The 26,465-nt window shown below is 52.4% G+C and carries 22 protein-coding genes; 13 read left to right on the top strand and 9 right to left on the bottom strand.

The window, feature by feature from the left end:
• Positions 1–169 precede the first annotated feature (169 nt).
• The 4 genes from HC248_RS08780 to HC248_RS08765 are packed head-to-tail and all read left to right on the top strand — an operon-like array spanning position 170 to position 5,570.
• On the top strand, positions 170–2,269 hold the full coding sequence (locus HC248_RS08780; protein WP_168922166.1) for a 3-hydroxyacyl-CoA dehydrogenase NAD-binding domain-containing protein: 2,100 nt from the start codon (positions 170–172) through the stop codon (positions 2,267–2,269).
• Positions 2,270–2,329: 60 nt separating this feature from the next.
• A complete protein-coding gene (locus tag HC248_RS08775) occupies positions 2,330–3,505 on the top strand; it encodes an acetyl-CoA C-acyltransferase (protein WP_168922165.1) in 1,176 nt (391 codons plus the stop codon).
• Positions 3,505–5,349 (top strand): acyl-CoA dehydrogenase, encoded by a 1,845-nt coding sequence (locus HC248_RS08770; protein WP_168922164.1) that lies wholly within the window; start codon positions 3,505–3,507, stop codon positions 5,347–5,349. Before HC248_RS08775 ends, HC248_RS08770 begins: the two co-directional genes overlap by 1 nt.
• Positions 5,349–5,570: a hypothetical protein gene (locus HC248_RS08765; protein WP_168922163.1), complete on the top strand. Its 222-nt coding sequence runs from the start codon at positions 5,349–5,351 to the stop codon at positions 5,568–5,570. Before HC248_RS08770 ends, HC248_RS08765 begins: the two co-directional genes overlap by 1 nt.
• On the opposite strand, the gene HC248_RS08760 is transcribed toward HC248_RS08765, so the two are convergent.
• The gene (locus HC248_RS08760) at positions 5,546–5,764 is read right to left on the bottom strand and encodes a hypothetical protein (protein ID WP_168922162.1); all 219 of its coding nucleotides are present in this window, start codon (positions 5,762–5,764) and stop codon (positions 5,546–5,548) included. The genes HC248_RS08765 and HC248_RS08760 overlap by 25 nt on opposite strands.
• A gap of 3 nt (positions 5,765–5,767) precedes the next feature.
• Here HC248_RS08760 and HC248_RS08755 point away from each other — a divergent pair, with 3 nt between their 5' ends.
• The 6 genes from HC248_RS08755 to HC248_RS08730 are packed head-to-tail and all read left to right on the top strand — an operon-like array spanning position 5,768 to position 10,463.
• Positions 5,768–6,571, top strand: coding sequence for an SDR family oxidoreductase (locus HC248_RS08755; RefSeq protein WP_168922161.1), 804 nt, complete (start codon positions 5,768–5,770; stop codon positions 6,569–6,571).
• On the top strand, positions 6,572–7,054 hold the full coding sequence (locus tag HC248_RS08750) for a PaaI family thioesterase (protein WP_168922160.1): 483 nt from the start codon (positions 6,572–6,574) through the stop codon (positions 7,052–7,054).
• Positions 7,055–7,071: 17 nt separating this feature from the next.
• Positions 7,072–8,088 (top strand): NADP-dependent oxidoreductase, encoded by a 1,017-nt coding sequence (locus HC248_RS08745; protein ID WP_168922159.1) that lies wholly within the window; start codon positions 7,072–7,074, stop codon positions 8,086–8,088.
• A gap of 27 nt (positions 8,089–8,115) precedes the next feature.
• Entirely contained in the window at positions 8,116–9,048 is a 933-nt protein-coding gene (locus HC248_RS08740; RefSeq protein WP_168922158.1) for a glutathione S-transferase family protein, read from the top strand.
• Complete coding sequence (locus HC248_RS08735) at positions 9,045–9,539, top strand: GNAT family N-acetyltransferase (RefSeq protein WP_337778972.1); 495 nt, start codon at positions 9,045–9,047, stop codon at positions 9,537–9,539. The genes HC248_RS08740 and HC248_RS08735 overlap by 4 nt, the downstream gene beginning before the upstream one ends.
• A gap of 18 nt (positions 9,540–9,557) precedes the next feature.
• Positions 9,558–10,463, top strand: a complete 906-nt coding sequence (locus tag HC248_RS08730; RefSeq protein ID WP_168922157.1) for an SDR family oxidoreductase — start codon at positions 9,558–9,560, stop codon at positions 10,461–10,463.
• Positions 10,464–10,525: 62 nt separating this feature from the next.
• Here the strand turns inward: HC248_RS08730 and HC248_RS08725 are convergent, their stop codons facing one another.
• The 8 genes from HC248_RS08725 to argA form a co-directional block, all read right to left on the bottom strand.
• Positions 10,526–11,224, bottom strand: coding sequence for a P-loop NTPase family protein (locus tag HC248_RS08725; protein WP_168922156.1), 699 nt, complete (start codon positions 11,222–11,224; stop codon positions 10,526–10,528).
• A gap of 147 nt (positions 11,225–11,371) precedes the next feature.
• Positions 11,372–15,052 (bottom strand): hydantoinase B/oxoprolinase family protein, encoded by a 3,681-nt coding sequence (locus HC248_RS08720; protein ID WP_168922155.1) that lies wholly within the window; start codon positions 15,050–15,052, stop codon positions 11,372–11,374.
• Between the two features lie 171 nt (positions 15,053–15,223).
• A complete protein-coding gene (locus HC248_RS08715) occupies positions 15,224–16,519 on the bottom strand; it encodes a TRAP transporter large permease (RefSeq protein ID WP_168922154.1) in 1,296 nt (431 codons plus the stop codon).
• 27 nt (positions 16,520–16,546) lie between these two features.
• Positions 16,547–17,059: a TRAP transporter small permease gene (locus HC248_RS08710; protein WP_168922153.1), complete on the bottom strand. Its 513-nt coding sequence runs from the start codon at positions 17,057–17,059 to the stop codon at positions 16,547–16,549.
• Positions 17,060–17,179: 120 nt separating this feature from the next.
• Positions 17,180–18,151, bottom strand: coding sequence for a TRAP transporter substrate-binding protein (locus HC248_RS08705; RefSeq protein WP_168922152.1), 972 nt, complete (start codon positions 18,149–18,151; stop codon positions 17,180–17,182).
• 23 nt (positions 18,152–18,174) lie between these two features.
• Positions 18,175–18,984, bottom strand: coding sequence for a putative hydro-lyase (locus tag HC248_RS08700; RefSeq protein ID WP_168922151.1), 810 nt, complete (start codon positions 18,982–18,984; stop codon positions 18,175–18,177).
• 128 nt (positions 18,985–19,112) lie between these two features.
• Positions 19,113–20,027 carry a LysR family transcriptional regulator gene (locus HC248_RS08695; protein ID WP_168922150.1) on the bottom strand — a complete coding sequence of 305 codons (915 nt, stop codon included), beginning with the start codon at positions 20,025–20,027 and terminating at the stop codon, positions 19,113–19,115.
• A 17-nt stretch (positions 20,028–20,044) separates the two neighbouring features.
• Positions 20,045–21,394 carry an amino-acid N-acetyltransferase gene (gene argA / locus HC248_RS08690; RefSeq protein WP_168922149.1) on the bottom strand — a complete coding sequence of 450 codons (1,350 nt, stop codon included), beginning with the start codon at positions 21,392–21,394 and terminating at the stop codon, positions 20,045–20,047.
• Between the two features lie 100 nt (positions 21,395–21,494).
• Here argA and HC248_RS08685 point away from each other — a divergent pair, with 100 nt between their 5' ends.
• The 3 genes from HC248_RS08685 to hrpA all read left to right on the top strand — a co-directional run bounded on the left by HC248_RS08685 (position 21,495) and on the right by hrpA (position 26,333).
• Positions 21,495–21,758, top strand: coding sequence for a hypothetical protein (locus HC248_RS08685; RefSeq protein WP_168922148.1), 264 nt, complete (start codon positions 21,495–21,497; stop codon positions 21,756–21,758).
• A 148-nt stretch (positions 21,759–21,906) separates the two neighbouring features.
• On the top strand, positions 21,907–22,215 hold the full coding sequence (locus HC248_RS08680; protein ID WP_168922147.1) for a hypothetical protein: 309 nt from the start codon (positions 21,907–21,909) through the stop codon (positions 22,213–22,215).
• Between the two features lie 227 nt (positions 22,216–22,442).
• Positions 22,443–26,333 carry an ATP-dependent RNA helicase HrpA gene (hrpA, locus tag HC248_RS08675; RefSeq protein WP_168922146.1) on the top strand — a complete coding sequence of 1,297 codons (3,891 nt, stop codon included), beginning with the start codon at positions 22,443–22,445 and terminating at the stop codon, positions 26,331–26,333.
• Positions 26,334–26,465 lie beyond the last annotated feature (132 nt).

Raw genomic sequence — 26,465 nt, 5'->3', positions numbered from 1 at the left:
GTCGCGATAGGGACAAAAATCAGGGTAAAAAAAGAGCTAAAAAAACGCAGCCCGAAAAAGCCACCCTACAATGGAAAAAGAACGGTCGTACTATTTTTAACGACTTGTTGCATTCGCTTACCGGTGATTGCAACAGGATGAAAAACTCTTATTAGGAAAGTAAATCTTCATGACAACGCTTTATAAAGTTAACGGCTCAGTAGCTGTCATCACGCTGAGCAATCCGCCGGTTAATGGTTTGGGCCACGCCAGTCGTCTAAGTCTGGCCGGTCATTTAGAGCAAGCCAATGCGGATGCTTTGGTGAAGTCCATCATCATCACGGGCGCCGGCAAGGCCTTCTCGGGTGGTGCGGACATCAAAGAGTTTGGCACTGATAAAGCCATGGCTGAACCGAATCTGCATAGCGTCATCCGCATGCTGGAGAACTCTGGTAAACCCGTAGTTGCTGCCATCCATTCGGTCTGCATGGGCGGTGGTTTGGAACTCGCTCTTGGTTGCAACTACCGCATCGCCTCACCGGGCGTCAGCGTGGCCTTACCAGAAGTCAAGTTGGGTTTGCTTCCGGGTGCTGGCGGCACGCAGCGTTTGCCGCGCGTCATCGGGGTTGAAGCGGCACTCAATATGATTGTCAGCGGCGAGCCGGTTAAAAGTGAAATGCTGGTCCAACTGCCAGGTCAAAAATTGTTTGACAAACTCTCTGCCTCAGCCGATTCACTGCTTGAAGAAGCCTTGGCATTCGCGCAAAGCATTGCCGACACTCGGCCATTGCCGCTGGTGCGCAATTTGCCTTGCAAGCATAAAAATGGTGATGCCTATTTTCAGTTCACGCGCAATATGGTTAAAGGCATGGCTAAAAACTATCCTGCGCCACTTAAATGCGTGGATGCAGTTCAAGCCGCCACACAGAAAAAATTCGAAGACGGTTTGCTGTTTGAACGCGAGATTTTCATCAACTTGATGTGGACGCCTGAGAGCCGCGCACTGCGCCATATTTTCATGGCCGAGCGCGCCGCATCAAAGATTCCAGACGTGCCAGCAGACACACCGCTGCGCGACATCAAGCTGCTGGCCGTGATTGGTGCTGGCACCATGGGCGGCGGTATTGCGATGAATTTCCTCAATGCCGGCATACCCGTGAAGATGTTGGAAATGAAGCAAGAAGCGCTGGATCGCGGCATTGCCACCATCCGTAAAAACTACGAATCACAAGTCAAAAAAGGCAAGCTCAAACAAGACAAGTACGAAGCCCGTATGGCCATGCTTAGCACAACGCTGAGCTATGACGACTTGAGCGATGCAGACATGGTGATTGAAGCCGTGTTTGAAGAAATCGGTGTGAAAGAAAAAGTCTTTTCTGAACTGGACCGCGTGATGAAGCCGGGCGCGATTCTCGCGTCCAACACCTCAACGTTGGACATGAACCGAATTGCGGCCTTCACCAAGCGCCCGCAAGACGTGATCGGCACGCACTTTTTCAGCCCTGCCAATATCATGAAGTTGTTAGAAGTCGTGCGCGGTGAAAAAACCGCTAAAGACGTGCTGGCTACCGTGATGGCACTGGGTAAAAAGATTCGTAAAACGTCGGTGGTTTCTGGCGTTTGCGATGGCTTTATCGGCAACCGCATGATTGAGCAATATGGCCGTCAAGGTGGCTTTTTGCTTGACGAAGGTTGCACGCCAGCCCAAGTCGACAAAGCGATTGAGAAATTTGGTTTTGCCATGGGCCCGTTCCGTATGGGTGACTTGGCGGGTAATGACATTGGTTGGGCGATTCGCAAGCGTCGCTACACCGAAAAGCCAGACATGAAATACAGCAAGACCGCTGACTTGCTCTGCGAGAAAGGCCGTTACGGCCAAAAAACTGGCGCTGGCTGGTACGACTATGTTGCCGGTAAACGTGACGCGATTGTCAACCAAGAAGTGGTTGCCATGATTGAAGAAAACCGCCGCAATCTGGGCATCACAGCACGCCAAATTTCTGACGAAGAAATCGTTCAACGCTTGGTCTATTCGCTGATTAATGAGGCAGCGCATATTTTGGAAGAAGGCATTGCGTCCAAGGCCAGCGATATCGACATGGTCTACCTGATGGGCTACGGTTTTCCGATTTACCGCGGCGGCCCGATGTTGTATGCAGACCAAGTGGGCTTGTTTAATGTGGTGCAGAGCATGAAGCGTTTTGCGCTTAATCCGCTGGATGATGCCAAGTTCTGGCAGCCAGCACCTTTGCTTGCGCGCCTAGTGGCTGAAGGCAAGACCTTTAACTAAAGCGCTTTTTACAGCCACACTTTTGGCACTTAACCCAGCAACAATTTTTAGGAAAAAATCATGAGTTCAGCAGTCATTGTTTCCACCGCCCGCACACCTTTAGCCAAAAGCTGGAAGGGTTCTTTCAACATGACGCACGGCGCTACTTTGGGCGGCCATGCCGTCGAACACGCGATTAAGCGCGCCGGCATTGATGCCGCCGAAGTTGATGATGTGATCATGGGTTGCGCCACGCCAGAAGGCGCGACGGGATCCAACATTGCGCGCCAAATTGCATTGCGTGCTGGTTGCCCAGTGACGGTTTCAGGCATGACGGTGAATCGCTTTTGCTCGTCAGGTTTGCAAACCATCGCTTTAGCGGCCCAGCGCATTATTGCGGGCGAGGCAGACATCTATGTCGCTGGCGGTGTGGAAAGTATTTCTTGCGTTCAGCAAGAAGCCAACACACATATGTTGCGCGAAGATTGGCTGCTTAAAAACAAGCCAGAAATTTACTGGAACATGCTGCAAACCGCAGAGCAAGTGGCCAAGCGCTACAGCATCAGCCGTGAACGCATGGACGAGTACGGCGCACTCAGTCAACAAAAAGCCACGGCAGGACTTGCCGCTGGCGTTTTCCAAGCCGAGATCGCACCGATTACTGTGACTATGGGTATAGCCGATCCAGTCATGGGTCTGAGCACCCGTCAAGTCACTGTTAGCAACGACGAAGGCATTCGTGCTGGCACGACTAAAGAAGGCATTAGCGGCATCAAGCCGGCTATTCCTGGCGGCGTAATTTCAGCCGGCAATGCCAGTCAGTTTTCGGACGGTGGCGGTGCCGTGGTCATGATGGATGAGAAAACCGCAGAGAAAAAAGGCTTGAGCCCACTCGGTCGTTTTCTGGGTTTTGCAGTCGCTGGCCTAGAGCCTGATGAGATGGGTATTGGCCCGGTCTATGCCATTCCTAAAGTGCTAGCCCGTCTCGGTTTGACGGTTGCCGACATTGACTTGTGGGAAATCAACGAAGCTTTTGCAGTGCAAGTGCTGTACTGTGCCGACAAGCTCGGTATTCCAATGGACAAACTCAATGTCAACGGCGGCGCGATTGCAGTCGGTCACCCTTACGGTGTGAGCGGCCAACGCCTGACCGGTCATGCGTTGATAGAAGGCAAGCGCCGCGGTGCCAAGCGGGTTTGCGTGAGTATGTGTATTGGCGGCGGCATGGGTGCCGCTGGGGTGTTCGAGGTTCTGTAATGCAATTGCGCCCAACCCTAGACTTTTTACTCTACGACTGGCTGGGCGCTGAGTCGCTCAACCAACGCCCGCGTTTTGCCGATCATTCTCGCGAGACTTTTGACGCGGTGTTCGACATTTGCGAGAAAATTGCGCGTGAAAAATACGCGCCTTTTAATCGCTTGGTCGACACCCAAGAGCCGCACTTTGACGGTGAAAAGGTCACGCTGCCGCAAGCCACGCATGATGCGCAAAAAGCCTATGCAGCCTCTGGCATGCTCAGCGCTGCGCAAGACTACGAGATGGGCGGCATGCAATTGCCCTACACGGTAGAAGCTTCTGCGAATGCTTTTTTTGCCATGGCATCGGTGAGCATTGGATCTGGCATGCTCACCACCGGCAATGCTAATTTGTTAATGGTGCATGGCAGCGAGACGCAAAAAGAAGTCTTTGCCAAAAATGAATTCTCCGGACGTTTTTCCGGCACCATGTGTTTGTCTGAGCCGCAAGCCGGTTCATCGCTGAGTGATGTGATCACCCGCGCTGTGCCCGATGGCGATGACTTTGAATCCGATTTGCTGGGTGCACGCTACCGCTTGAGCGGCAACAAGATGTGGATCTCGTCGGGTGAGCATGAGTTGACCGAAAACATCATCCACTTGGTATTGGCGAAAATACCCGGGCCAGACGGAAAATTGATAGCTGGCACACGCGGCATTTCACTTTTCATAGTCCCTAAGAAATTAGTCGACATTGAAGGCAAGTTAACCGGTGTACGCAATGACGTAGCGCTGGCTGGCTTAAACCACAAACTCGGCTGGCGCGGCACGACCAATACCTTGCTCAATTTTGGTGAGGGCAAATACCCAGTAGACGGCAAAGCCGGAGCGATTGGCTATTTAGTCGGTCAACCACACCAAGGCTTGCGCTGCATGTTTCATATGATGAATGAAGCACGCATTGGCGTTGGTATGGCGGCCACCATGCTAGGCATGGCCGGTTACTACGCCAGTTTGGACTACGCCAAAAACCGCCCACAAGGCCGGCTAATGGGCGTGGGCGGCAAAGATGCTTCGCGGCCTCAAGTTCGTATCATTGAACACGCCGATGTCAAACGCATGTTGTTGGCACAAAAGTCTTATTGCGAAGGTGCGCTAGCGTTAGAGCTTTACTGCGCGAAACTTGTCGATGAGCAACACACCGGTCAAGCCAAAGCCGCAGACGACGCGCGCTTGCTGCTGGAAGTACTCACCCCGATTGCCAAAAGCTGGCCTAGCGAGTGGTGCTTAGAAGCCAATTCCTTAGCCATACAAGTGCATGGTGGCTACGGTTACACGCGCGATTTTCCGGTCGAGCAATATTGGCGTGACAACCGTCTGAACATGATTCATGAAGGCACGCACGGCATTCAGGGTCTGGACTTGTTAGGGCGCAAAGTTTTAATGGAAGAGGGCAGGGGATTGCTGCTTTTAGCTGACAGAATGCAAGCCACAGTGCTCCGCGCGGCGCAGACGGCCGAGCTGGCACAACATGGCGAGCAACTTGCAAAAGCGTTGGCGCATTTGCAATCGGCAACCCAAGCGGCTTGGTCAACTGGCGAGACTGGCCCGGCGCTGGCAAATGCCGTACCGTATTTACAAGGCTTTGGCCATACTGTTTTAGCTTGGATTTGGTTGGATGTTGCACTGGCTACAAAAGCAGCCATTGACGCGAAATCTGCCGCTCATTCAGGCGCATTTCTGACTGGTAAACTGGGCGCTGCCGCCTATTTTTACCAATATGAACTACCCAAAACCGCTGCTTGGTTACGGGTAGTTGAGACGCGCGAGATGACTTGCGCTGATTTTCCAGAAGAGTCTTTTTAATGAGTTTTTTCAAGTCTTCCACCGAACGTGACCCCAATAACTCCATCGTGCGTTTGCATACGACGATTTGGGTGTTGATCTACGGCGGCCTTCTTGCTCTGGTGTTTGGCGTTGTCATGCAGCGCTTTGACGAAGAGCTTGGCTGGTATCTAGTGGGCGCTGGTGGTGTCTTGACTGTCGTGGGCACAGCACTGATTTACGTGCGAGCACGGATGAAATAAATAAGCTGGGTTTTAGTCAATACAAGCGACTTAAAAAGAGCTTGTATTGATTGCGCAGGCTTTGCAAATGACTGCTTTATTGCACCCGCAATAGCATTCGGTTCTGGGTCGTTCTTCATGCGCTTTGGCTTTTCAGTTGCAGCGTGTTGATGGGCGATAAATAAATACAAAATAATCACAAAGACAAAGGCCATGCTATGACTAACAAAACTCCCCGCACCATTAAACAATTGTTTGACCTGACGGGTCAGACCGCATTAGTCACCGGCGGATCACGCGGACTCGGTCTGCAAATGGCGCAAGCGCTTGGCGAGGCGGGTGCAAAAATCATCGTCACTTCGCGCAAGGCAGAAGACCTTGAGCAGGCAGTCGCTGAACTCAAAGCCGCTGGCATTGACGCTGACTGGATTGCTGCAGACTGCGCAAAAGAAGATGAAATCCGCGCGCTTGCCGTTGAATCCATTAAGCGCTTAGGCCATGTCGATATTTTGGTGAATAACGCTGGCGCTGCTTGGGGCGCGCCTGCGGAAGATCACCCGGTAGAAGCCTGGGATAAGGTCATGAATCTCAATGTGCGCGGTTACTTTATTTTGTCGCAACAAATTGCCAAATTGAGCATGATTCCGCGTAAGTCCGGCCGCATCATCAACTTAGCGTCCATCGCTGGCTTGGGCGGCAATCCGCGCGGCATGACAACTTTGGCCTACAACACGTCTAAAGGTGCGGTGATTAATTTCACACGTGCATTGGCCTGCGAATGGGGTGACCACAACATCACGGTTAACGCTATTTGCCCAGGATTTTTCCCCAGCAAAATGACCATGGGCACGCTCAAAGCCATGGGCGAAGAAAAGCTCGCGGCGAATTCGCCATTGGGCCGACTCGGCGATGACGAAGACCTCAAAGGCCTTTGCGTGCTGTTCGCGTCCGGTGCCGGCAAGCACATCACTGGTCAGTGGATGGCTGTCGATGGCGGTGTGTCGGTTGTGACGGGCGGCTAAATGCAGAACGATTCAACTGCGCTGGACTTTGGTTTTGGTGCTGAGATTCCCTTCGTCACGCATCTTGGTTTTACGCTTGTAGAGTTCGATGCCGGCGAATCCGTCATTAGCTACACGCCACTAGCAGAGCACCTTAATTCTTTTGCTGTCACCCACGGTGGTGCTTGCATGACTTTGCTAGACGTGAGCATGGCAACGGCTGCGCGCAGCGTACAAAAAGACATGGGTGTGGTCACGATTGAAATGAAAACCAGTTTTATGCGGCCAGCGCCCGGCGACGGCAGCGCATTGATCGCCAAAGGCCGACTGATGCACAGAACGGCTAGTTTGGCTTTTACTGAAGCCACGATTTACAACAGCCAGGGTCAAGCCTGCACACACTCGACCGGCACGTTTAAATACGTCAAACGCTTAGTCGCAGATACGGCTAATGGGACGACACCAGCGCAAGTACCCGCCAATCCACAGTTATCCACTGATTAAATTTTCAAGGAAATACTATGCCAATCAATCACCAAATTCTTCTGGATAACCGCCCAACCGGCGAGGCATCTACTAGCAACTTCAAGCTGGTTAAAAACGAATTGCCAGAACTCAAAGCCAATCAGGTGTTGGTACGGCATGACTTTTTAAGTCTTGACCCGTACATGCGCGGCCGTATGAATGACAGCAAAAGTTACGCCGTGCCGCAGGCCCTAGGCCAAGTCATGGGTGGCGGTACGGTTGGCCAAGTTTTGGATAGTCGCTCAGATAAATTTCACCCCGGCGATAAAGTCGTTGGCATGGGTGGCTGGCAGGAATACAGCATAGTTGACGCAACCCAAGTAGGCGCACTGCGCAAGGTCGACACCACCCACGTGGCTTTGTCGCATTACTTAGGCGCTGTCGGTATGCCGGGCGTCACCGCATGGTATGGACTGGTCAAAATCATTGATCCCAAAGCTGGACAAACCTTGCTGGTGAGCGCTGCGACTGGTGCTGTTGGTAGTGCGTTTGCAGCGCTTTCCAAAGCCCGCGGTTGCCGCACAGTTGGTATTGCAGGCGGCCCCGAAAAATGCGCTTATGCGGTTAATGAATTGGGCTTTGATGCCTGCGTCGATTACAAGCTTTATCAGGATGCTGCATCGCTCAGCGCCGCCATCAAACTGGCTTGCCCAGATGGCGTTGACGGTTACTACGAAAACGTAGGCAGCATGGTGCTTAACGCTGTCATGCCTTGCTTGAATGCGTTTGCCAGTATTGCGCTGTGCGGCATGATTGCTGGCTACGACGGCAAGCCAGTGCCCATGAGCAACCCTTCATTGATGTTGCTGAGCCGCTTGAAAATTCAAGGCTTTATTGTCAGTGAGCATATGGATATTTGGCCAGAAGCTTTGGCTGAATTAGGCCAGCTGGTCGCGACCGGAAAACTCAAACCGCGCGAGACTGTCGCTATGGGTTTGGCGTCAGCGCCAGAGGCATTCTTAGGCCTGCTCAAAGGTAAAAACTTTGGCAAACAACTGGTCAAACTCGGGTAATTTTCACTTTGTTTAAAAAGGACTGATATGCAAGACTTGATTTTTCACCACTATCCTAATTCGCCTTTTTCTGAAAAAGTGCGCTTGGTGTTGGGCTATAAACAACTTGCGTGGAAGTCTGTGCTGATCCCTAGCATCAGCCCCAAGCCTGATTTACTCAGCCTGACGGGCGGCTATCGTAAAACGCCGGTGCTGCAAATAGGCGCGGACATTTACTGTGACTCCGCCTTAATCTGTGATGTGCTTGAGCATATTCAACCCGAAGCTAGTCTCTATCCCGAGCCCAGCAAGGGAATGGCTAGAACCTTGGCGCAGTGGGCTGACTCGACACTGTTCTGGACTGCTATGGCCTACAACACCCAGCCAAAAGGCTTGGCGCAGATGTTCGATCAGCTGCCACCCGAAGCCGCACAAGCGTTCGGTGCAGACCGCAAAGCGATGTTTTCTGGCGCCGCTAGATTGCGCCCAGCCGATGCGACAGCAGCCTATAAGTCTTACCTTAGGCGTTTTTCTGACATGCTGGATGACTGGCCGTTTTTACTCGGCGAGCAGCCTTCGATTGCAGACTTTTCAACCTATCACCCGCTTTGGTTTACCCGCACCCGCACACCTATCGTGGCCGATATTTTGCAAGCCACGCCAGCAGTGCTGGAGTGGATGGACCGCATGCACGAGCTAGGGCACGGAAAGATGGAGAAATTTAGCGCCAGCCAAGCCATTGAAGTGGCCGCCGCTTATTCACCAGCACCGCTTAAAGATGAGATTTTTCAAGATGATCACGGCATTGCATTGGGCAGCAAGGTAAGTATTTGCAGCGAGAGTTTTGGCCTTGAGCCGACTGAAGGTGTATTGCTCGCAGCTACCCGCATGCATTTCACGATTGCCCGCACCGACGAGCGCGCCGGCCTTGTCAATGTGCATTTTCCGCGCATCGGTTTTCAACTCAAGGTCGTCGATTGAGTGCAATTGCTAATCCGATTGCATTAGCACTTGACTGGACGTGTAAAGCCTTTGATGCGCTGACGGTAGCCGAACTGTATGCCTTGCTGCAATTGCGCTCTGAGGTGTTTGTCGTCGAACAAAACTGCGTTTTTCTTGACTTAGACGGCAGTGACGCCCAAGCCCTGCATGTACTGGGCCGGCGCGCAGGTCAACTAGTCGCCAGTGCGCGTTGTTTTGGCCCAGGAATTAAATATCTTGAAGCCAGCATTGGCCGGGTGGTCGCACATCCCAGCATAAGAGGCAGTGCTGTTGGCGTTGGTCAAGGCCATGCGTTAATGCGTCAGGCTATCTGCGCTCTTGAGGCCAGGTGGGGTAAGCAAAGCATTCGCATTGGTGCGCAAATGCATTTAGACAATTTTTATGCTGCCCACGGGTTTGTTAAAACCGGTGAGCCCTATCTTGAGGACGGAATAATGCATGTCGAAATGTTGCGCCCGCCCAAGAACTAATAACAGGAGAGACAAAAAATGATCACTGATTTCAAAGGTAAGACGGCGGTTTTAACGGGCGCAGGTTCCGGTTTTGGTTTGGAGTGTGCGCGTATAGGCGCCAAACTCGGCATGAACTTAGTGCTTATTGATGTGCAAAAAGATGCGCTAGAGATGGCGTCAGCTGAAATGCAGGCGGCCGGTGTTCAAGTCCTTGCGCGCCAAGTTGATGTGTCTGATGCTGTGCAAATGCAAGCACTCGCCGAAGAAGTTAAACAGCGCTTTGGCGCACCGCATTTGGTGTTTAACAATGCCGGTGTTGGCTCGGGTGGACTGATCTGGGAAAACTCGGTTAAAGATTGGGAATGGGTTTTGGGCGTTAACGTGATGGGTGTGGTGCATGGCATTCGCCTGTTCACGCCCATGATGCTAGAGGCCGCAAAAAACGATCCCACATGGCAAGGCCACATCGTCAATACCGCCAGCATGGCGGGTTTGCTTAGCCCTCCCAATATGGGGATTTACAACGTCAGCAAGCACGCGGTCGTGGCTTTGAGTGAAACCTTGTACCAAGACTTGTCCTTAGTCAGCGACCAAGTTGGTGCTTCGGTTTTATGCCCATTTTTTGTGGCCACTGGCATTAGCAAAAGCCACAGAAACCGGCCCTCTTCAATGGCATCCGATAAACCAACGGCGAGTCAGAAAATCCAGCAAGCTATGACCGGTAAAGCAGTAGATTCAGGTAAGGTTAGTGCGGCCGATGTGGCGGCTATGGTTTTTGAAGCGGTGGAACAAAACCGCTTTTATATTTACAGCCACCCCAAAGCCATACGCTCAGTGCAAACCCGTATGGAAGATATTTTGCAAGCACGAAACCCAACCAGTCCGTTTGCCGATAAGCCAGAGATTGGCGAGCAACTTAAAACGGCTTTGCGCAAAGTCTAAAGAATCATTCACGCGATGCTCAGCGCTCTTAATCGTAGTTCTGCGTTTAAGAGCGCTTTTTTTTATTTCAAACCCGGTATTTGATCAAAAACTTGGTAGCAGTTTTTCAGCCAAGTCTTAACCCGTTGGCGCTCTAAAATACCCAGCGAATGCGGACTTTCCCTGTCGTTGACGGCTTTCCAAAAACTGGTGTTGTGCTGGTCAATTTTGCGCATGCTGGCGTCGTGCAAACGCGGCAACTCTATGACTTGTGCGCCTACTGATTCGGCTTTTTGCAGCGCATAAGAATTTTTTAGTAAAACGAAATCTGTGCCGCGGCCTTGATTTTTGACCACTATATAGTTAGGCCCCTTGCCATAGGTGTCTATGAGTTTACCCAGCAGATCAACTGCATCGCGGCCATCGTCCATGACGTGCCAGAAGTTCACGCGAATACCCATTTCAACAAACAACTCTAACAAGCTGGCGTCGCCTATCCATTTAGCCAAAGGCGATGAAGTTTGCGCGGCCAAGTCGACGATCACGTTTTGCTGGGGATTGTCTTCAAACGCCGAGACAATCAGGTCTAGACCTTCGTAGTTATCGACCATCACGGGTGAGGCGTAGTCGGCATAAAAGCGGTTGAAAGAATGGTGTGAGCGGTCAGTGTCAAAGCCGGTGAACGCGAGGCCCTTGTCGATGAAGTACTGGGCCAGCACGCGCGCGGTGACTGACTTGCCAACGCCACCTTTTTCGCCGCCAATGAAGTTGATAGATGCCATGTTTGCCCTGAAATAAATGGATGAATTCGTAGCCGATCACGCACCGCCAAAAGGTGCGCCCAATCAATCGGGATCAGCTTGCATGATAAGGCCACCTAGGCAGGTGACGCGTTTCATCTCTAGGCTTTTTATTTGGCCGCTATCACTTCAGGTCAGGTTAGGTGAAGTCGACGCTCCGTAGCCACCACCACCCGGGGTTGTGATTTCAAATATGTCGCCGGCCTGCATCTCGGCCTGACCAATGTGGCCCAACTCCTCAACACTGCCATCGCTGCGAAGCACCCGGTTAGAGCCGACTTGACCGGGCGCGCCGCCGGCTAAACCAAAAGCGCCATGGACTCTTCCGTTTGACAAAATGCTGGCCGTCATCGCTTCTAAAAATCGAATTCGCCGCACACCGCCATTGCCGCCATGCCACTGACCGGCACCGCCAGAGTTTTGCCGGATTTCGTAATTTTCCAAACGCACGGGAAATCTAAACTCGAGTATTTCAGGATCAGTCAAACGTGAGTTAGTCATATGCGTTTGCACCACGCTAGTGCCATTAAAGCCACCGCTTTGTTGGCCTGCTGCGTCGGTGTTAATGCCTGCGCCTGAGCCGCCAGAAATGGTTTCGTAATACTGATAATTAGCATTGCCAAAGGTGAAGTTATTCATGGTGCATTGGCTAGCGGCCATCGCACCTAGCGCGCCAAAAAGAGCATTCGTGATGCAGCTTGAGGTCTCCACATTGCCTGCTACGACGGATGCCGGTGGATTTGGGTTCAGCATAGAGCCGGCAGGGATGATGACTTCCAGCGGTTTCAGACAACCGGCGTTAAGCGGAATGTCGTCATCGACCAAACTACGGAAAACATACAGCACAGCGGCCATACACACCGCCGTCGGGGCATTGAAATTATTCAGCTGCTGGGCTGATGTGCCGGTGAAATCAACTACTGCGCTGCGCGCATCTCGATTAACCCGAATCGCCACTTTAATCTGCGCACCATTGTCTAGAGCTAAGGTGAATTCACCGTCTTTTAAACGCGTAATCACTCGACGCACTGATTCTTCTGCGTTGGCTTGGACGTGGCTCATATAAGCCTCTACAACCTCCAAACCGTAATGCGCCACCATCTTGCCTAGCTCTTGCACGCCTTTTTCATTCGCCGCAATTTGGGCTTTGAGGTCGGCCATGTTTTGCTGTGTGTTGCGCGATGGGTAGGCGCCGCTGCTGAGTAGTGCCACCATTTCGGCTTCGCGTAAATGGCCTTGATCCACTAGCTTGAAGTTATTAATTTGCACGCCTTCTTCTTCAATCCTGGTAGAAAACGGTGGCATAGAACCGGGTGTAGTGCCACCTACATCGGCATGGTGTCCGCGTGAGCCGACGTAAAAAGTAGCTTTGCCGTTGAGATAGACCGGTGTGATCACTGTTATGTCGGGCAAATGCGTGCCGCCGTGGTAGGGGTCATTTAAGACATATACATCGCCGGGTTTCATGCTGGCAGCGTTTTCACGCACCACGGTTTTAATGCTCTCACCCATTGAACCCAAGTGAACCGGCATATGCGGCGCATTGGCAATTAAGTGGCCGGCAGCGTCGAAGAGGGCGCAACTAAAGTCAAGGCGCTCCTTGATGTTGACTGAGTAGGCGGTATTTTGCAGTTGCAAGCCCATCTGCTCGGCGATATTCATGAAGAGGTTGTTAAAGACTTCTAACAACACCGGGTCTACGCTTGTGCCGACGGCGAAATGAACGACACGTTTTTCGGTACGGACTAAATTAAGGTGATCAAACTCGGTCAGCGTGGCTTGCCAGCCCGGCTCCACCACAGTGGTGGCATTTTTCTCGGCAATGATGGCGGGACCGGGGATGACGTCTCCGGGGCGCAAGTCTTCGCGCACCACTAAGGCCGCTTGCAACCATTTTCCTCCGGTATACATGCGCACACTCTCGCGTATCAGTTGAGCTTGCTTCAAATCACGAACTGGGTGAAGTGTGTGCTTGGGCTCTTGCGGTGCATCACCGGCAATAGCCGCTTCCACCGACACGGCTTCGACGGTCAAACCCTTGCCTTGCATTAAGAACGCAAAGCGCTGGCGATAAGCCGCTTCAAAACGACTGGTAATTAAATCGATTGCGGCTTGCGCATCGCTAGCCTCAGTCGGGAAGGCTACGACCAATGCGGCGTCGCTGCCTTGGTAGCGCACATGAACGCGCCGCTGCGTTGTCATACTGCCTTGGTTGACCTGCTGGCCCATGAGTTCTTCTTCTGCTTGGCTGGCTAAGGCGTCCAGCGCAGCGCTGACGTCTGCCAAGGCGGCAGGCGTTAATGTGACTTCAACGGCTTGTTCACGAATGACGGTTTGATCCGCCAGCCCCATGCCGTAGGCACTCAGTACACCGGCCAGTGGATGGACAAAAACCCGGCTCATGCCCAGCGCATCAGCCACCAAACACGCGTGTTGACCGCCGGCACCTCCAAAGCATTGCAAGGTGTAGTTGGTGACGTCGTAGCCGCGGGCCACAGAGATTTTTTTGATCGCGTTAGCCATTTGCTGCACTGCGATGTTGATAAAGCCTTCAGCGACATCTTCGGCCGTGCGCTGCGATTGCTGAGCCAGTGCTTCAAACTGCTGCTCGACCGCTTCTATGCTGAGCGCTTCATCCGCATTCGGGCCAAATACTTTAGGAAAAAAGTGAGGTTGAATCTTGCCCAGCATCACGTTGGCATCGGTGACGGCCAAGGAGCCGCCGCGGCGGTAACTGGCTGGGCCAGGATTGGCGCCAGCGCTTTGTGGGCCGACCCTAAAGCGGGCGCCGTCAAACGCTAGCAATGAGCCACCGCCGGCCGCTACAGTGTGAATACTCATCATCGGTGCGCGCATACGCACACCTGCGACTTGGGTTTCAAATTCACGCTCGAATTCACCCGCATAGTGCGACACATCGGTAGAAGTGCCGCCCATGTCAAAGCCAATGATTTTTTCAATGCCAGCAATCGCTGCGGTACGCGCCATGCCGACAATGCCGCCTGCCGGGCCGCTCAAAATTGCATCTTTGCCTTGGAACACACGGGCGTCGCTCAAGCCGCCAGAAGACTGCATAAAAAACAACTTAACGCCTGGCATTTCACTAGCAACTTGCGCGACGTAGCGGCGCAATATCGGTGACAAGTAGGCGTCCACCACCGTGGTGTCGCCGCGGCTAACAAACTTCATCATCGGGCTGGTTTCGTGCGAGGTACTGATTTGCGTGAAACCGATTTCTTGCGCCAAACGCTTGGCCGCCAACTCGTGGTCGGTGTAACGGTAGCCGTGCATGAAGACAATCGCTAGGCTTCTAAGTCCTTGTTGGTACTGGTCCTGTAGGGCTTTTTTTAACAGCGCCTCGTCTAGCGGCTCAATCACATCGCCATGCGCGCCAACGCGTTCTTGTGCTTCTATGACGGCTGAATAAAGCAGCTCTGGCAGTTGAATATTGCGGTCAAAAATACGTGGGCGATTTTGGTAGGCAATTCGCAAAGCATCTCTAAAACCTTTGGTGGTCACCAGCAGGGTTGGCTCTCCTTTACGCTCTAGTAAAGCGTTGGTGGCGACCGTCGTGCCCATCTTGACGCAGGCGACTAGATCGGGTGTGACGGGCTCGCCTTTTTTAAGACCTAGCAAATGGCGAATACCTGCGACGGCTGCGTCTTTGTATTGTTCTGGGTTTTCGCTGAGTAGCTTATGCGTGACCAGCGAGCCATCTGGCCGTTTACCGACCACGTCGGTGAAAGTGCCGCCGCGGTCAATCCAGAATTGCCAGAGTTTGCTGTCTAGGGTGTGGGGGGTGTTTGGCATGGTGTGAGTCAATTCATGAAAAGACGTAAGCGTCTGTTGTAGGAAAGAAAAGCTATGCGAAGCGATGGCTTAACAAGAGGCGTGAATAAGCCTTGGCTACGTGTGAGGCAGCCGTCTTTGTTTGGCAATTGGTTAATTCGCAGCGAGGCGTTGGTTTTTTGTTTAAGCGCGTTAGCGCATGTTTCTAGGCAACCACAGCACGACATCGGGCACAAAGTAAGTCAGCAACACCATCAAAACCATGACCATGAAAAATGGAAAAGCTACCCATCCAAGGTAACTCAACTGGCGTTTGGTCAAGCCTTGCAAAACAAATAAGTTAAAGCCTACCGGCGGCGTGATTTGCGCCATCTCAACCACTATGACGATGAAGATACCAAACCAAATCAGGTCAAAGCCAGCGGCTTCAACCGTCGGCAACAAGACCGACATGGTTAGCACCACCATAGAGATACCGTCTAAAAAGCAGCCCAATACGATGAAAAATCCCACCAACAAAACCATCAGCATGAAAGGCGACAACGCAAGTGAGCCGACATACTCAGCCAGATGGCGCGGCAAGCCAATAAAGCCCATGGCCAGCGTTAAGAATGCAGCGCCGGCCAGAATCAAACCAATCATGCAATAAACCCGGCATGCCGCTTGAAGGCCAGATTTAAACGACGCCCAAGTTAACGTGCGTTCAATCAAAGACAGCAGTAATGAGCCGCCCACACCCAACGCTGCGGCCTCTGTAGCGGTAGCAATACCGGAATAAATGGAACCTAAAACCAAGGCAATCAGCGAGACCACTGGAATCAGGTGACGCGAAGCATAGAGCTTTTGAGCAAAACTAGTGGGTGCATCTGGCGCCGGTATTTTGTCTTTGTTGAGCAAAGACCAAATCACTATGTAGCCGCTAAAAAGACAGGCCAGAACAATGCCTGGAATGACTCCGGCAACGAATAACTTGGCAATAGAAACGTTGGCCGCAACCCCATACACAATCATGATGATGGAGGGTGGAATTAACAGTCCGAGTGTGCTGGCGCCAGCCAGCGTACCGATGGCCATGTTGTCGGGGTAGCCGCGTTTTTTAAGCTCTGGCAGAGCGATTTTTCCAATCGTCGCGCAGGTGGCGGCGGACGAGCCTGAAACGACCGCAAAAATCGCACTACCGACTACATTGACGTGTAGCACTCGACCCGGCAAGTGGTTCAGCCAAGGCGCCAAGCCCTTGAACAAACCATCCGAGAGTTTGCTGCGAAAAAGAATTTCTCCCATCCAGAGAAACAATGGTAATGCCGTCAATGTCCAACTCGATGTCGTTCCCCAAATCGTCAGTGACATCGCATCGCCTACAGGGCGCTGAGTAAACAACTCCATGGCGATGATGGCGACGCCTAACAAGGACAAGCCAATCCACAGGCCTGAACCTAAAACAACAAACAGCGTGACGATCAGCGCGCCAGCAATCCAAATATCCATATCGGTCTTTCAGTAAGTGGCGGTGATTTATTCTGTGCGAGCGGCTTCGCCGTCTTGCACTTGAAAGAAAGGGCGGCCCAGAACATGGCTGATGAAGGCGTCAGCAAACGCCACCACAAAGCCAAGACTGCCCAACACCATCAAAATTTGCGGTATCCACAGCGGGCTAGCGTCAGCAGCTGGGGAAACGTCGTGAAAGGTATAGGAAATCCACGCCATGCGAATCGCGTACCAAGCGAAATAGCTACTTAAAACAGTACCTGCGCCTAGGCACCAGTATTCAAGAATGGATTGAGCGCGTGGTGACAATTTTTGCAACACCATGCTGACTCGAATATGGTCGCCTTGGCGCAGCGTGCTGGGCAGGGCTAAAAATAAAGTACCGGCGATTGCGTAGCCTGCATAGGCATCCAGGCCGGGAATATCCCAGACGAACTCACGCGCGGCAATACCCAGCAAGATAATGCCAAAAGCCGAGACCATGGACAGGCAGGCACCGAGCATCAGCATTTTGTAAATATTGTTGACGAGTTTGTTCATGAAACACTAGGTTTTGGGTGGAGACAAAAAATCATGGGCCAGCTTACGCATGCTGGTGAAATAAAGAAGTTGAAATAACGGTGCTGAAAGTGATCTGACTCACACGCAGCACCGCAAGACTTACATCTTTTTGTAGGCGTCAATAATGGTTTTGCCTTCGCTACCGGCTGACTTCAACCAGTCTTGAATCATGGTGTCACCGATTTTGCTTAGACCAGCACGTACCGCCTCAGTAGGTTGAGCAACAGTCATGCCATTTTTTGTCAGATCTTTGACATAAGCCGCGTCTTTGCTGCGGCTAGCGGCCCAACCGCGAGCTTCGGCGGCCTTGGCTGCAGCCAACACGGCGTCTTGAGTGGTTTTATCCAGCGCTTCAAAAACTTTTTTGTTCACCACTGTGGCGTTGCGCGGCAACCAAGCGTTGACGATATAAAAGTATTTGGTTTGCTCATACAGCTTGCTGTCCATGCCGCTAGCGCTAGAGGTCAAGAAGTTCTCCGCTGCGCCAGTGGCTAAGGCTTGACCTAATTCAGCCAACTGAATCGTCACGGGTTGGGCTTTAGCCAACTGTGCAATTTTGGTGGTCGCAGGATTGTAAGCACGCATTTTTGTGCCTTTAAAGTCATCCATAGTGGTAATTGGCTTGACTGAGTAGAGCGACTGACCAGGCCATGGCACTGAGAACAAAAGCTTCATGCCTTGGTCAGCCAGTAGCTTTTCGGTAGCAGGTTTTGCGGCGGTGTAAAGCTTTTGCGCTTGGTCGTAACTAGTCGCTAGAAAGGGAATGGAGTCAATGCCAAACAAAGGATTCTCATTTGACAGGCCTGACAAAATAAATTCACCGGCTTGAGTTTGGCCGGTTTGCACTGCGCGTTTGATCTCCGGCATTTTGTATAGGGACGCACCCGAATGCACGGTAATTTTCAGCTTGCCGCCAGTGGCTTTGGCCACGTCGTCAGCAAACTGCTGCACGTTTTCGGTCTGAAACGTATTGCTGGCGTAACCCGTGGGCAAATCCCAATTGGCTTGAGCGTGCGCAAAAGGTGTGGCCAAAGTGGCCGCACAGGCGAGAGTCATGGACAGTAATTTCATGGGAGCCCCGGGGTTTTACTCGCTCAAAACGAGGCGAGTTGTTGATTTAAAAGGTCTGTGATCAGCATTGCGCCTGGGGCGTGGGTAATGCAGAACGCGGGTCGTGCTTGAACAATCGCCGCTTGCGGTGTGACGCCACAAGCCCAAAAAACCGGGATCTCACCCGCTTTTATGCTCACTGCATCGCCGTAATCGGGTTGTTGTAGGTCGGCAATGCCGATCAGGGATGGGTCACCCAAATGCACCGGTGCGCCGTGCACATTTGGAAAGCGCGATGTGACCTGAATTGCGCGAATCGCATCTTTGGCCAACATCGGGCGCATAGATACAACCATGGGGCCGTGGAAAAGGCCGGCGGCCTGGGTTGGAATATTCGTGCGGTACATGGCTACGTTTTTACCTTCGTCGATATGCCTAAGCCGCAGGCCAGCTTCTAGCAAGGCAAACTCAAACGAAAACGAGCAACCCAGTACAAAGCTCACCAAATCGTCACGCCATAAGTCGGTGATGTCGCTGATCGCGCCAACCATCTCGCCATTGCGCCAGACGTGGTACTTGGGCAGGTCTGTGCGAATGTCAATATCTTGACCCAGCGTGGGCAATTGCGGCTGACCCGGCTCAGACACTGCAAGCACTGGGCATGGTTTGGGATTGCGTTGGCAAAAGCGCAGAAAGTCATTCGCCTCTGCCTCAGGAAGAATCACCAGATTGCCTTGTACATGATCGCCCGCTAGACCACTGGTGTGTGATTGCCAAACGCCTTGGCGAATGAGCTGGCGAACATGGTTGACATCAGCTATGCCCTGAGCGCCAAAAACAGTAGAAGCAGTCATCGATGTAGCCAGCACGGGTTTCCTTGGATTGAGTGAGTCATTTGTTTGACAGTGCACGGATTGTGTTGGCCGTTCGCTGCTTGAGCAAACTCAAAATATACTGGTTTCAGCATCGATTTTTTCGATGACTAGGGTTTACCCTTCATTAATTTTTTTGGTGCATTGCGTGCACCTTCAGCGAACATAAGCGCCGATTGCACAACCGTCTCTAGTAAGTTACTGCTTGGGTTTGTACGGTAACTGGCATGGATGGGAAGTGACTGCACGGTGACCTCACAGGGCAGTATTCTCAGGCTGGTAAAGCCGGTTAAGCGCTCGACCGCCGCGACTGGCAACAAGGCCACACCAAAGCCGCCTTGAACCAGTTGAACCATGGCTGAGATGGATGAAATCGCATGCACTTTTTTGGCTTGCAAGCGGTGCTGGCGAAACAGATCTAACAAAGTGAGGTTGGGTTGTGAGCCTTTTTGAAAGGTCAAAAGATCCATGCTGGCCAAGTCATCGAGCAGATATTTTACTTTCGGATGACGCTCGGGATGGCCGACGAAAGCCATTTCCATCGGCGTTAGCTCCTTATTCCGTACACCATCCGCAGAAGAAGGCAGTACAGCAAATGCCAAGTCCAGCGTGCCGCGCTGAATTTGCTCATTGAGAATCGGTGTGGTCTCAACGGTCAAATCCAGCTCTAGACTGGGATGGTCTAGTCTTAGCTGCTCTAACCACGGTATCAGCCAAGAATGCAGCACCGATTCAATCGCGCCTATGCGCAAAGATATAGCGGCAGATTCACCCGAGCCCATTTCGGCCTTGGCATCACGTTGCAGCTCTAGCAACTTGTTGGCGTGGACTAAAAACCGCGTACCGGCTGTGGTGAGCTTGAATTGTTTGTCGTTGCGGTCTAGCAGCAGCACGCCAAGTTCTTCTTCTAACTTGGCAATCCGGCTAGACATGGCTGACTGGGTTAAAAACAGTTTTTCAGCGGCGCGGGATATGCTTTTAAGAGCGGCCACCCAGTAAAAGGCTTCGACAAACCTAAGATTCATAAGCGTTTAGTCATGGCTTAGTTCAGCTTCTTAACCAATACCTGGCTCTTTCGATCCCAGTTGTATTTGCGTTTACGTGCTTCAGGCAACCAGTCCGGGTCAACTTGCACAAAGCCGCGTTTGATAAACCAATGCCGGGTGCGGGTTGTCAGCACAAATATGCTTTGCAGGCCGCTGGCGCGGGCGCGCTGTTCTATGCGTTTTAAGATTTTCTCGCCATCGCCTTGGCCTTGGCTTTGCGGCGAGACGGTGAGTGCGGCCATCTCTGCTGTTTTCGCTTCCGGGTAGGGGTAGAGCGCGGCGCAGGCAAAAATCACACCATCGTGTTCAACCACGGTGTAGTGGTCGGCGTCACGCTCGATTTCGGTTGGGCTGCGTTTGACTAAGGTGCCGTCTTTCTCAAACGGCTCGATCAGCTGCAAAATTCCGCCCACATCGTCGGAGGTGGCTTCGCGCAGGCTTTCGAGCTTTTCGTCAATCACCATGGTGCCTATGCCGTCGTGCATATAAATTTCTAACAGCACTGAGCCATCGACGGCAAACGGCAATATGTGGCTCCGCTCTACGCCGCCCTTGCAGGCTTTGACACAGTGCTGCAGGTAAAAAGCGGTGTCGGTCGGGATGCTCGCTGGTGCCAAAGTTGAAAGCAGTTTTTCTGCAGCGGCTAGCGGCAACTCGGTGTCAATCGGATTGTCATCACTTTCTGGCTGCATGGGATCATTGCGTATGCCGGCAACTTCTGTGAGAAACATCAGTTTGTCGGCCTGTATCGCCAATGCGACCGAGGTTGCCACTTCCTCCATGCCTAGGTTGAAAGCCTCGCCTGTCGGTGAAAAGCCAAACGGTGAAATTAACACCATGGCTCCCATGTCCAGCGTCTGCATGATGCCAGCCACGTCGACTTTGCGCACCATGCCCGAGTGCATAAAGTCAACGCCATCAAGTATGCCTATAGGCCTTGCGGTGATGAAGTTGCCCGATATCACGCGCACTGTGGCGCCTGACATGGGTGTGTTGGGAAGACCTTGGCTAAACGCGGCTTCAATTTCGTAGCGGAGTTGGCCAGCCGCTTCTTGGGCGCAGTCGAGTGCCACTTCATCAGTAATACGTATGCCGTGCGAGTATCTTGCGTGATGACCTTTGGCTAGCAACTGCTCATTGGCCTGGGGCCTAAAGCCATGCACCAGAACAATTTTCACGCCCATGCTTTGAATTAAGGCCAAGTCTTGTGCAATGTGCTGAAGTTTGCCGGCTGCAACCGCCTCGCCAGCCATACCTATGACTACAGTTTTGCCGCGGTGCAAATGTATATACGGTGCAACTGAACGGAACCAGGGCACAAAGGTGAAATTAAAGACGGCTGACATGCGGGCGCTTTCGGGTGCGGGCAGATTAGAAAAAAGACATATGGCCTTGAACGCCAGAGGCTGTAAAGATTGAACGGGCGATAGCACAGGTGAGGACCTTATGCCGCAGATCAAACGAATTACCAGCAATAAGTGTAAGTCAAGGCTGCGTTTCATCACGGAGACAAAATTTGCCGCGTTGGTACCTGCTGCTATGCATGCGCTCAGTGCGCTAGTGGCCACGCTTAGCCTACTTTGCATTGCAGCCGAAATGATGGCTCGCTACTTCGCTCTGATTGAGCTGCGCCGCATCATGAGCTACGGCTCATGTTACGAATCCTGTGATTCGCATGCGTTCCCCGAAACAAACCCGCTGGCTGGTTGATGAGATTTTCAAACAGTTTGAGCTCAACCCCGCACCCATGGGCATTATTGTTTTGAGCATAGGGAACTTGCTTTCACTTGAAAAACTTTACGGAAAAGCGGCGGTCAATCATGCGCTATTTGTTTGTGCAGGGCGTTTAAAGCGTTAAGTGCCTGACTCGATTGAGATGGGTCGGCTATCCGCCGATAGTTTTGCGCTCATCATGCCCAACTGCCGTAATAGCGGCCAACTCATAGGTTTGGCGCAATTTTTGATTCATCAATTACGCCTAGTCATTGAACTTAAAACCAATAGTCATGCTAGTCAGATTGAGTCCAGCGGCAAACCCTGGGTTGCGGATATTGGCACGGGTTTGCTGTTAATTTCTAATCCTGCGGTACGCGGCGCTAGCGCTATTGGAATGGCCCGGCAATTCGCACACAGCGGCGAGTTACGCCAGCCGGATTGCTTGGTTTGACCACGGTAGTGCACAAATCGTTGAGTTGTCAGAGGCCTTTAGTCCCAGCAGCATTTAATAAAGCTTAGCGTTTAGCGACTGGCTGGCAACTCGATTCAAGGCTTTTTCTTACTGACATTGCTTACCGCTGCCGGGCTTGCATGCGCCCAGAGCCGATAATCAAGCGTTACGGTGAGCGTGAGCTCAACCATCTTTTTTTATCCCCGTATTGAGTCAGCCCCGCCGCAATGATTATTGAGTTCCCCGAATCACTCCCCGTCTCTGGCAAACGCGAAGAAATCATGGCCGCCATGGCGGCCCATCAAGTCATCATCGTGTGCGGCGAAACGGGCTCGGGTAAGACCACCCAACTGCCCAAAATAGCCTTATCCATGGGGCGTGGCAAACTCAATTACCCGGCCGGTCAGCGTGCCCGCATGATTGGCCACACCCAGCCACGACGGATTGCCGCGTCTAGCGTTGCCAAACGAATCGCAGAAGAACTTAAAACCCCACTCGGCGATGTGGTGGGCTACAAAGTGCGATTTGCAGACAGGTTAAGCCGCGACGCCTCAGTCAAGCTGATGACAGACGGTATCTTGCTGGCCGAGACACAGACTGACCCTTTGCTGCAAGCGTATGACACCATCATCATCGACGAGGCCCATGAGCGCAGCCTAAACATCGATTTTTTACTCGGCTACCTGCGCCAGTTGTTGCCGCGTCGGCCGGATCTTAAAGTCGTGATTACATCGGCCACCATTGATGCGCAGCGCTTTGCCGACTACTTTGCCTCTAGCAAAGGGCCTGCGCCCACCATCATGGTGTCTGGCCGCATGTTTCCGGTCGAGCAGCGTTATCGGCCGTTTGAGGAGTCGCGTGACTATGACCTTAACAATGCGATTGCCGATGCGGTCGATGAGTTGTGGCTTAGCCCGCACAGCGCCGGTGATATCTTGGTGTTTTTGCCCGGCGAGCGCGAAATTCGCGAAGCTGCAGACCATTTGCGCAAGCATTTGTCGCATCAACCGCTGAACCGCAACGCCGAAGTCTTACCCTTGTTCGCGCGTTTAAGCCCGGCCGAGCAAGACCGGATTTTTGACGGCCACACCGGCAGACGCATTGTGCTGGCCACCAACGTAGCCGAGACCTCGCTCACCGTACCCGGCATACGCTATGTGGTCGATGCGGGGACTGCCCGCGTCAAGCGCTACAGCTTTAGAAGCAAGGTCGAGCAACTCATGGTCGAGCCAGTCTCGCAAGCGGCTGCGAACCAGCGCGCGGGCCGCTGCGGCCGTGTTGCTGACGGTATTTGTATACGCCTGTTTGACGAGCAAGACTATTTAGGCCGGCCGCGTTTTTCTGATCCTGAGATTTTGCGTAGCTCTTTAGCGGGCGTGATTTTGCGCATGAAGTCACTCCACTTAGGGGCGATTGAAGACTTTCAATTCATAGACATGCCGCAGCGCCGAGCGATTACTGATGGCTATCAATTGCTCAATGAATTAGGTGCTGTCAACGACGACAACGTGCTGACCCCAACCGGTTGGACCTTGGCCAAATTGCCGCTAGACCCTAGAGTGGGCCGCATGATTTTGGAAGCCAAAGACCGACAAGCGCTAGATGAAGTCTTGGTGATTGCCAGCGCGCTGAGCGTGCAAGATGTGCGCGACCGCCCAATGGATAAACAGTCCCAAGCCGATCAAGCGCATGCCAAGTTTGAAGATGAAAAAAGTGAATTCTCTGGCTACTTAAAGCTGTGGAAGTGGCTGGGTGATTCCCGAGGTGGCCATGATGCAGAGCACAAGCTCAGCAACCGCCAGCATGAAAACTTATTGCGCGAGAACTTCATCAACGTCAGGCGCTTGCGCGAGTGGCGCGACATCCATTCCCAACTGCTCAGCGTGGTGGCAGAGCAGGGCTGGGTTATCAACGACAGACCGGCCAGCTATGAGCAATTACACCTGTCAATGCTCTGCGGTTTGCTCGGCAATATCGGTTGCAAAAGCGATGAAGACGATTGGTATTTGGGCGCGCGCGGGATTAAGTTTTATCGGCACCCGGGCGCCAAATTAAGCAAAAAACCCGGTCGCTGGTTGGTCGCTGCTGAATTGGTTGAAACTACTCGCGTGTTCGGTCGGGGTTTAGCCAATATTGACCCCGCTTGGATGGAACAAGTCGGCGGTCATTTGCTGCGCAAGCAACTACTAGACCCGCACTGGGAGAAAAAAGCGGCGCAAGTCACCGCACTTGAGCGCGCCACGCTATACGGTTTGGTGGTCTATAACGGCAGACGGGTTAATTTTGGCCGGGTTGATCCGGTTACAGCACGCGAGATTTTCATACGCGAAGCCTTGGTCGCTGGCAACTGGGAAACCAAACTGGCATTTTTAACCGCCAACCAGCGTCTAGTCGAAAAAGTCCAAGACATAGAGCACAAGGCTAGACGCCAAGACGTGCTGGTTGACGAAGAGCTGATTTATGCGTTCTACGACCAACAATTGCCGCATGACATTTGCACCGGCGCGGGCTGTGAGAGCTGGTTTAAAGATGAGGTGAAAAAGCAGCCTAAGCTCTTGCTGCTGACCCAAGAAGAGCTGATGCGCCATGAAGCGGCTGGCATAACCACCGATTCTTTTCCCAAAACCATGCGCTTGGGCGGCGTTGATTGCAGCGCCACTTATCTGCATGAGCCGGGCGACGCAAAAGATGGTGTGACGGTAGAAGTGCCGCTGTTTGCACTGAATCAAGTCAACGAAGACCGCTGTGAATGGCTTGTGCCAGGCATGCTCAAAGACAAAATCCAAGCCTTGATCAAAACCTTGCATCAACGGCCGCGCTCGCGCTTAGTGCCCTTGCCGGACACGGCCACGCGCATGGCTGCCCAGCTCAATACACCGGAGCTGTTTGGCAGCGGTTCTTTGACCGATGCGGTACTGAAGTTAGTGCGGGAAGCGACTGCGGTAGAGATCAAACGCGGCGACTTAAAACTCGAAATGCTGGCGCCACATTTGTTCATGAACTTTAGGGTCGTCGATGAGCATGGTCGGCAACTGGGCTCGGGTCGCTCTCTCGCAGGACTAAAGGGCGAGTTGGGTAGCCAAGCGCGGGGTGCATTTCAGGCTTTGGCCGGGCTTAAAAACTTAAACCTTGCCGTGCAAAAAATGCCTGCAACTTCGGCCGTAAACTCGACAGCGATAGCAGCGCAAGGCGTTCCCAAAAGTTCCGCTAGAGCGCAGCCTGAGCCAGTAGTCGCAAAAGTCGCAGAGCGCTACACCAATTGGACTTTTGGTGAGTTGCCAGAACTCATGGAAATCCGCAAAGGCAAGCAAACCTTGATTGGCTTTCCGGCTCTTATTGATCTGCAAGACGCCGTTACGATTGAAGTGTTTGACGAACCCGATATCGCCATGCAGCGGCACCGCGCCGGTCTGCGACGATTATTTTCTTTGCAAATTAAAGACGCGCTTAAATATCTTGAAAAAAATCTGCCGGATTTACAAAAAATGGCAGCGGCTTACATGCTGGTTGGTCGCCATGCAGATAATTCAGGCGGCGGCACGATAGAGGAGTTGCGCGTGCAAATTCTAGAAGTCGCGCTAGACCGGGCCTTTTTGCTAGAGCCCTTGCCGACTACTGAGCTAGAGTTTAAAAAGCGCGTGGATGAAGGGCGAGGGCGTCTGACTTTGATCGCCAGCGAAGTCTCACGCATGGCCGCTGGCATATTGACTGAATTTTCTGCCGCACAGCGAAAAATCAAAGACAGTAAAAACGCAGTCGATGCCGCAGCCGACGCAGCCGCCCAATTGCAACGCCTAATGCCTAAGCGCTTTTTAACAACCAGCCCTTATTTGCAATTGCAGCACTTTCCGCGTTACCTTAAAGCGATTACTGCACGGCTTGAAAAATGGCGCGCAGACCCAGCAAGAGATACTGCCAGGATGGCAGAACTAAAGCCGCAAGAGCAACGCTATTGGCGTTTAGTGGCCGAGCGCAAAGGCGCATTGGATGCGCGTATGCAAGAGTTTCGCTGGTTGCTTGAAGAAATTAGGGTGAGTTTTTTCGCCCAAGAATTACGCACACCGCAGCCAGTCAGTATTAAGCGATTGGAAAAATTGTGGGTGCAACTCAATAGTTAGTACGCGTAGATTTGCCGTTGATCGCTGCTTTTAAGCCGTTTGTCTGGCAACCCAGATAGCCTGAATTTAAAACCGTCTTATAAATTTGCACTAAACTATTTTGTGTAACATGATTGCACAAAGACGCGTTTA

Source organism: Polaromonas vacuolata (genome assembly GCF_012584515.1).
Taxonomy (GTDB): domain Bacteria; phylum Pseudomonadota; class Gammaproteobacteria; order Burkholderiales; family Burkholderiaceae_C; genus Polaromonas; species Polaromonas vacuolata.
Note: the sequence above shows the minus strand (reverse complement) of the source record. Positions and strands in the feature narration are given on the sequence as shown.

What these genes read in the sequence shown, in the direction of transcription:
- HC248_RS08755 (WP_168922161.1), top strand. Translation starts at nt 5,768, where the DNA reads ATGACTAACAAAACTCCCCGCACCATTAAACAATTGTTTGACCTGACG.
- HC248_RS08780 (WP_168922166.1), top strand. Translation starts at nt 170, where the DNA reads ATGACAACGCTTTATAAAGTTAACGGCTCAGTAGCTGTCATCACGCTG.
- HC248_RS08700 (WP_168922151.1), bottom strand. Translation starts at nt 18,984, where the DNA reads ATGACTGCTTCTACTGTTTTTGGCGCTCAGGGCATAGCTGATGTCAAC.
- HC248_RS08765 (WP_168922163.1), top strand. Translation starts at nt 5,349, where the DNA reads ATGAGTTTTTTCAAGTCTTCCACCGAACGTGACCCCAATAACTCCATC.
- HC248_RS08730 (WP_168922157.1), top strand. Translation starts at nt 9,558, where the DNA reads ATGATCACTGATTTCAAAGGTAAGACGGCGGTTTTAACGGGCGCAGGT.
- HC248_RS08710 (WP_168922153.1), bottom strand. Translation starts at nt 17,059, where the DNA reads ATGAACAAACTCGTCAACAATATTTACAAAATGCTGATGCTCGGTGCC.
- HC248_RS08760 (WP_168922162.1), bottom strand. Translation starts at nt 5,764, where the DNA reads ATGGCCTTTGTCTTTGTGATTATTTTGTATTTATTTATCGCCCATCAA.
- HC248_RS08695 (WP_168922150.1), bottom strand. Translation starts at nt 20,027, where the DNA reads ATGAATCTTAGGTTTGTCGAAGCCTTTTACTGGGTGGCCGCTCTTAAA.
- HC248_RS08770 (WP_168922164.1), top strand. Translation starts at nt 3,505, where the DNA reads ATGCAATTGCGCCCAACCCTAGACTTTTTACTCTACGACTGGCTGGGC.
- HC248_RS08740 (WP_168922158.1), top strand. Translation starts at nt 8,116, where the DNA reads ATGCAAGACTTGATTTTTCACCACTATCCTAATTCGCCTTTTTCTGAA.
- argA (WP_168922149.1), bottom strand. Translation starts at nt 21,394, where the DNA reads ATGTCAGCCGTCTTTAATTTCACCTTTGTGCCCTGGTTCCGTTCAGTT.
- HC248_RS08705 (WP_168922152.1), bottom strand. Translation starts at nt 18,151, where the DNA reads ATGAAATTACTGTCCATGACTCTCGCCTGTGCGGCCACTTTGGCCACA.
- HC248_RS08685 (WP_168922148.1), top strand. Translation starts at nt 21,495, where the DNA reads ATGCCGCAGATCAAACGAATTACCAGCAATAAGTGTAAGTCAAGGCTG.
- HC248_RS08775 (WP_168922165.1), top strand. Translation starts at nt 2,330, where the DNA reads ATGAGTTCAGCAGTCATTGTTTCCACCGCCCGCACACCTTTAGCCAAA.
- HC248_RS08715 (WP_168922154.1), bottom strand. Translation starts at nt 16,519, where the DNA reads ATGGATATTTGGATTGCTGGCGCGCTGATCGTCACGCTGTTTGTTGTT.
- HC248_RS08725 (WP_168922156.1), bottom strand. Translation starts at nt 11,224, where the DNA reads ATGGCATCTATCAACTTCATTGGCGGCGAAAAAGGTGGCGTTGGCAAG.
- HC248_RS08745 (WP_168922159.1), top strand. Translation starts at nt 7,072, where the DNA reads ATGCCAATCAATCACCAAATTCTTCTGGATAACCGCCCAACCGGCGAG.
- HC248_RS08720 (WP_168922155.1), bottom strand. Translation starts at nt 15,052, where the DNA reads ATGCCAAACACCCCCCACACCCTAGACAGCAAACTCTGGCAATTCTGG.
- hrpA (WP_168922146.1), top strand. Translation starts at nt 22,443, where the DNA reads ATGATTATTGAGTTCCCCGAATCACTCCCCGTCTCTGGCAAACGCGAA.
- HC248_RS08750 (WP_168922160.1), top strand. Translation starts at nt 6,572, where the DNA reads ATGCAGAACGATTCAACTGCGCTGGACTTTGGTTTTGGTGCTGAGATT.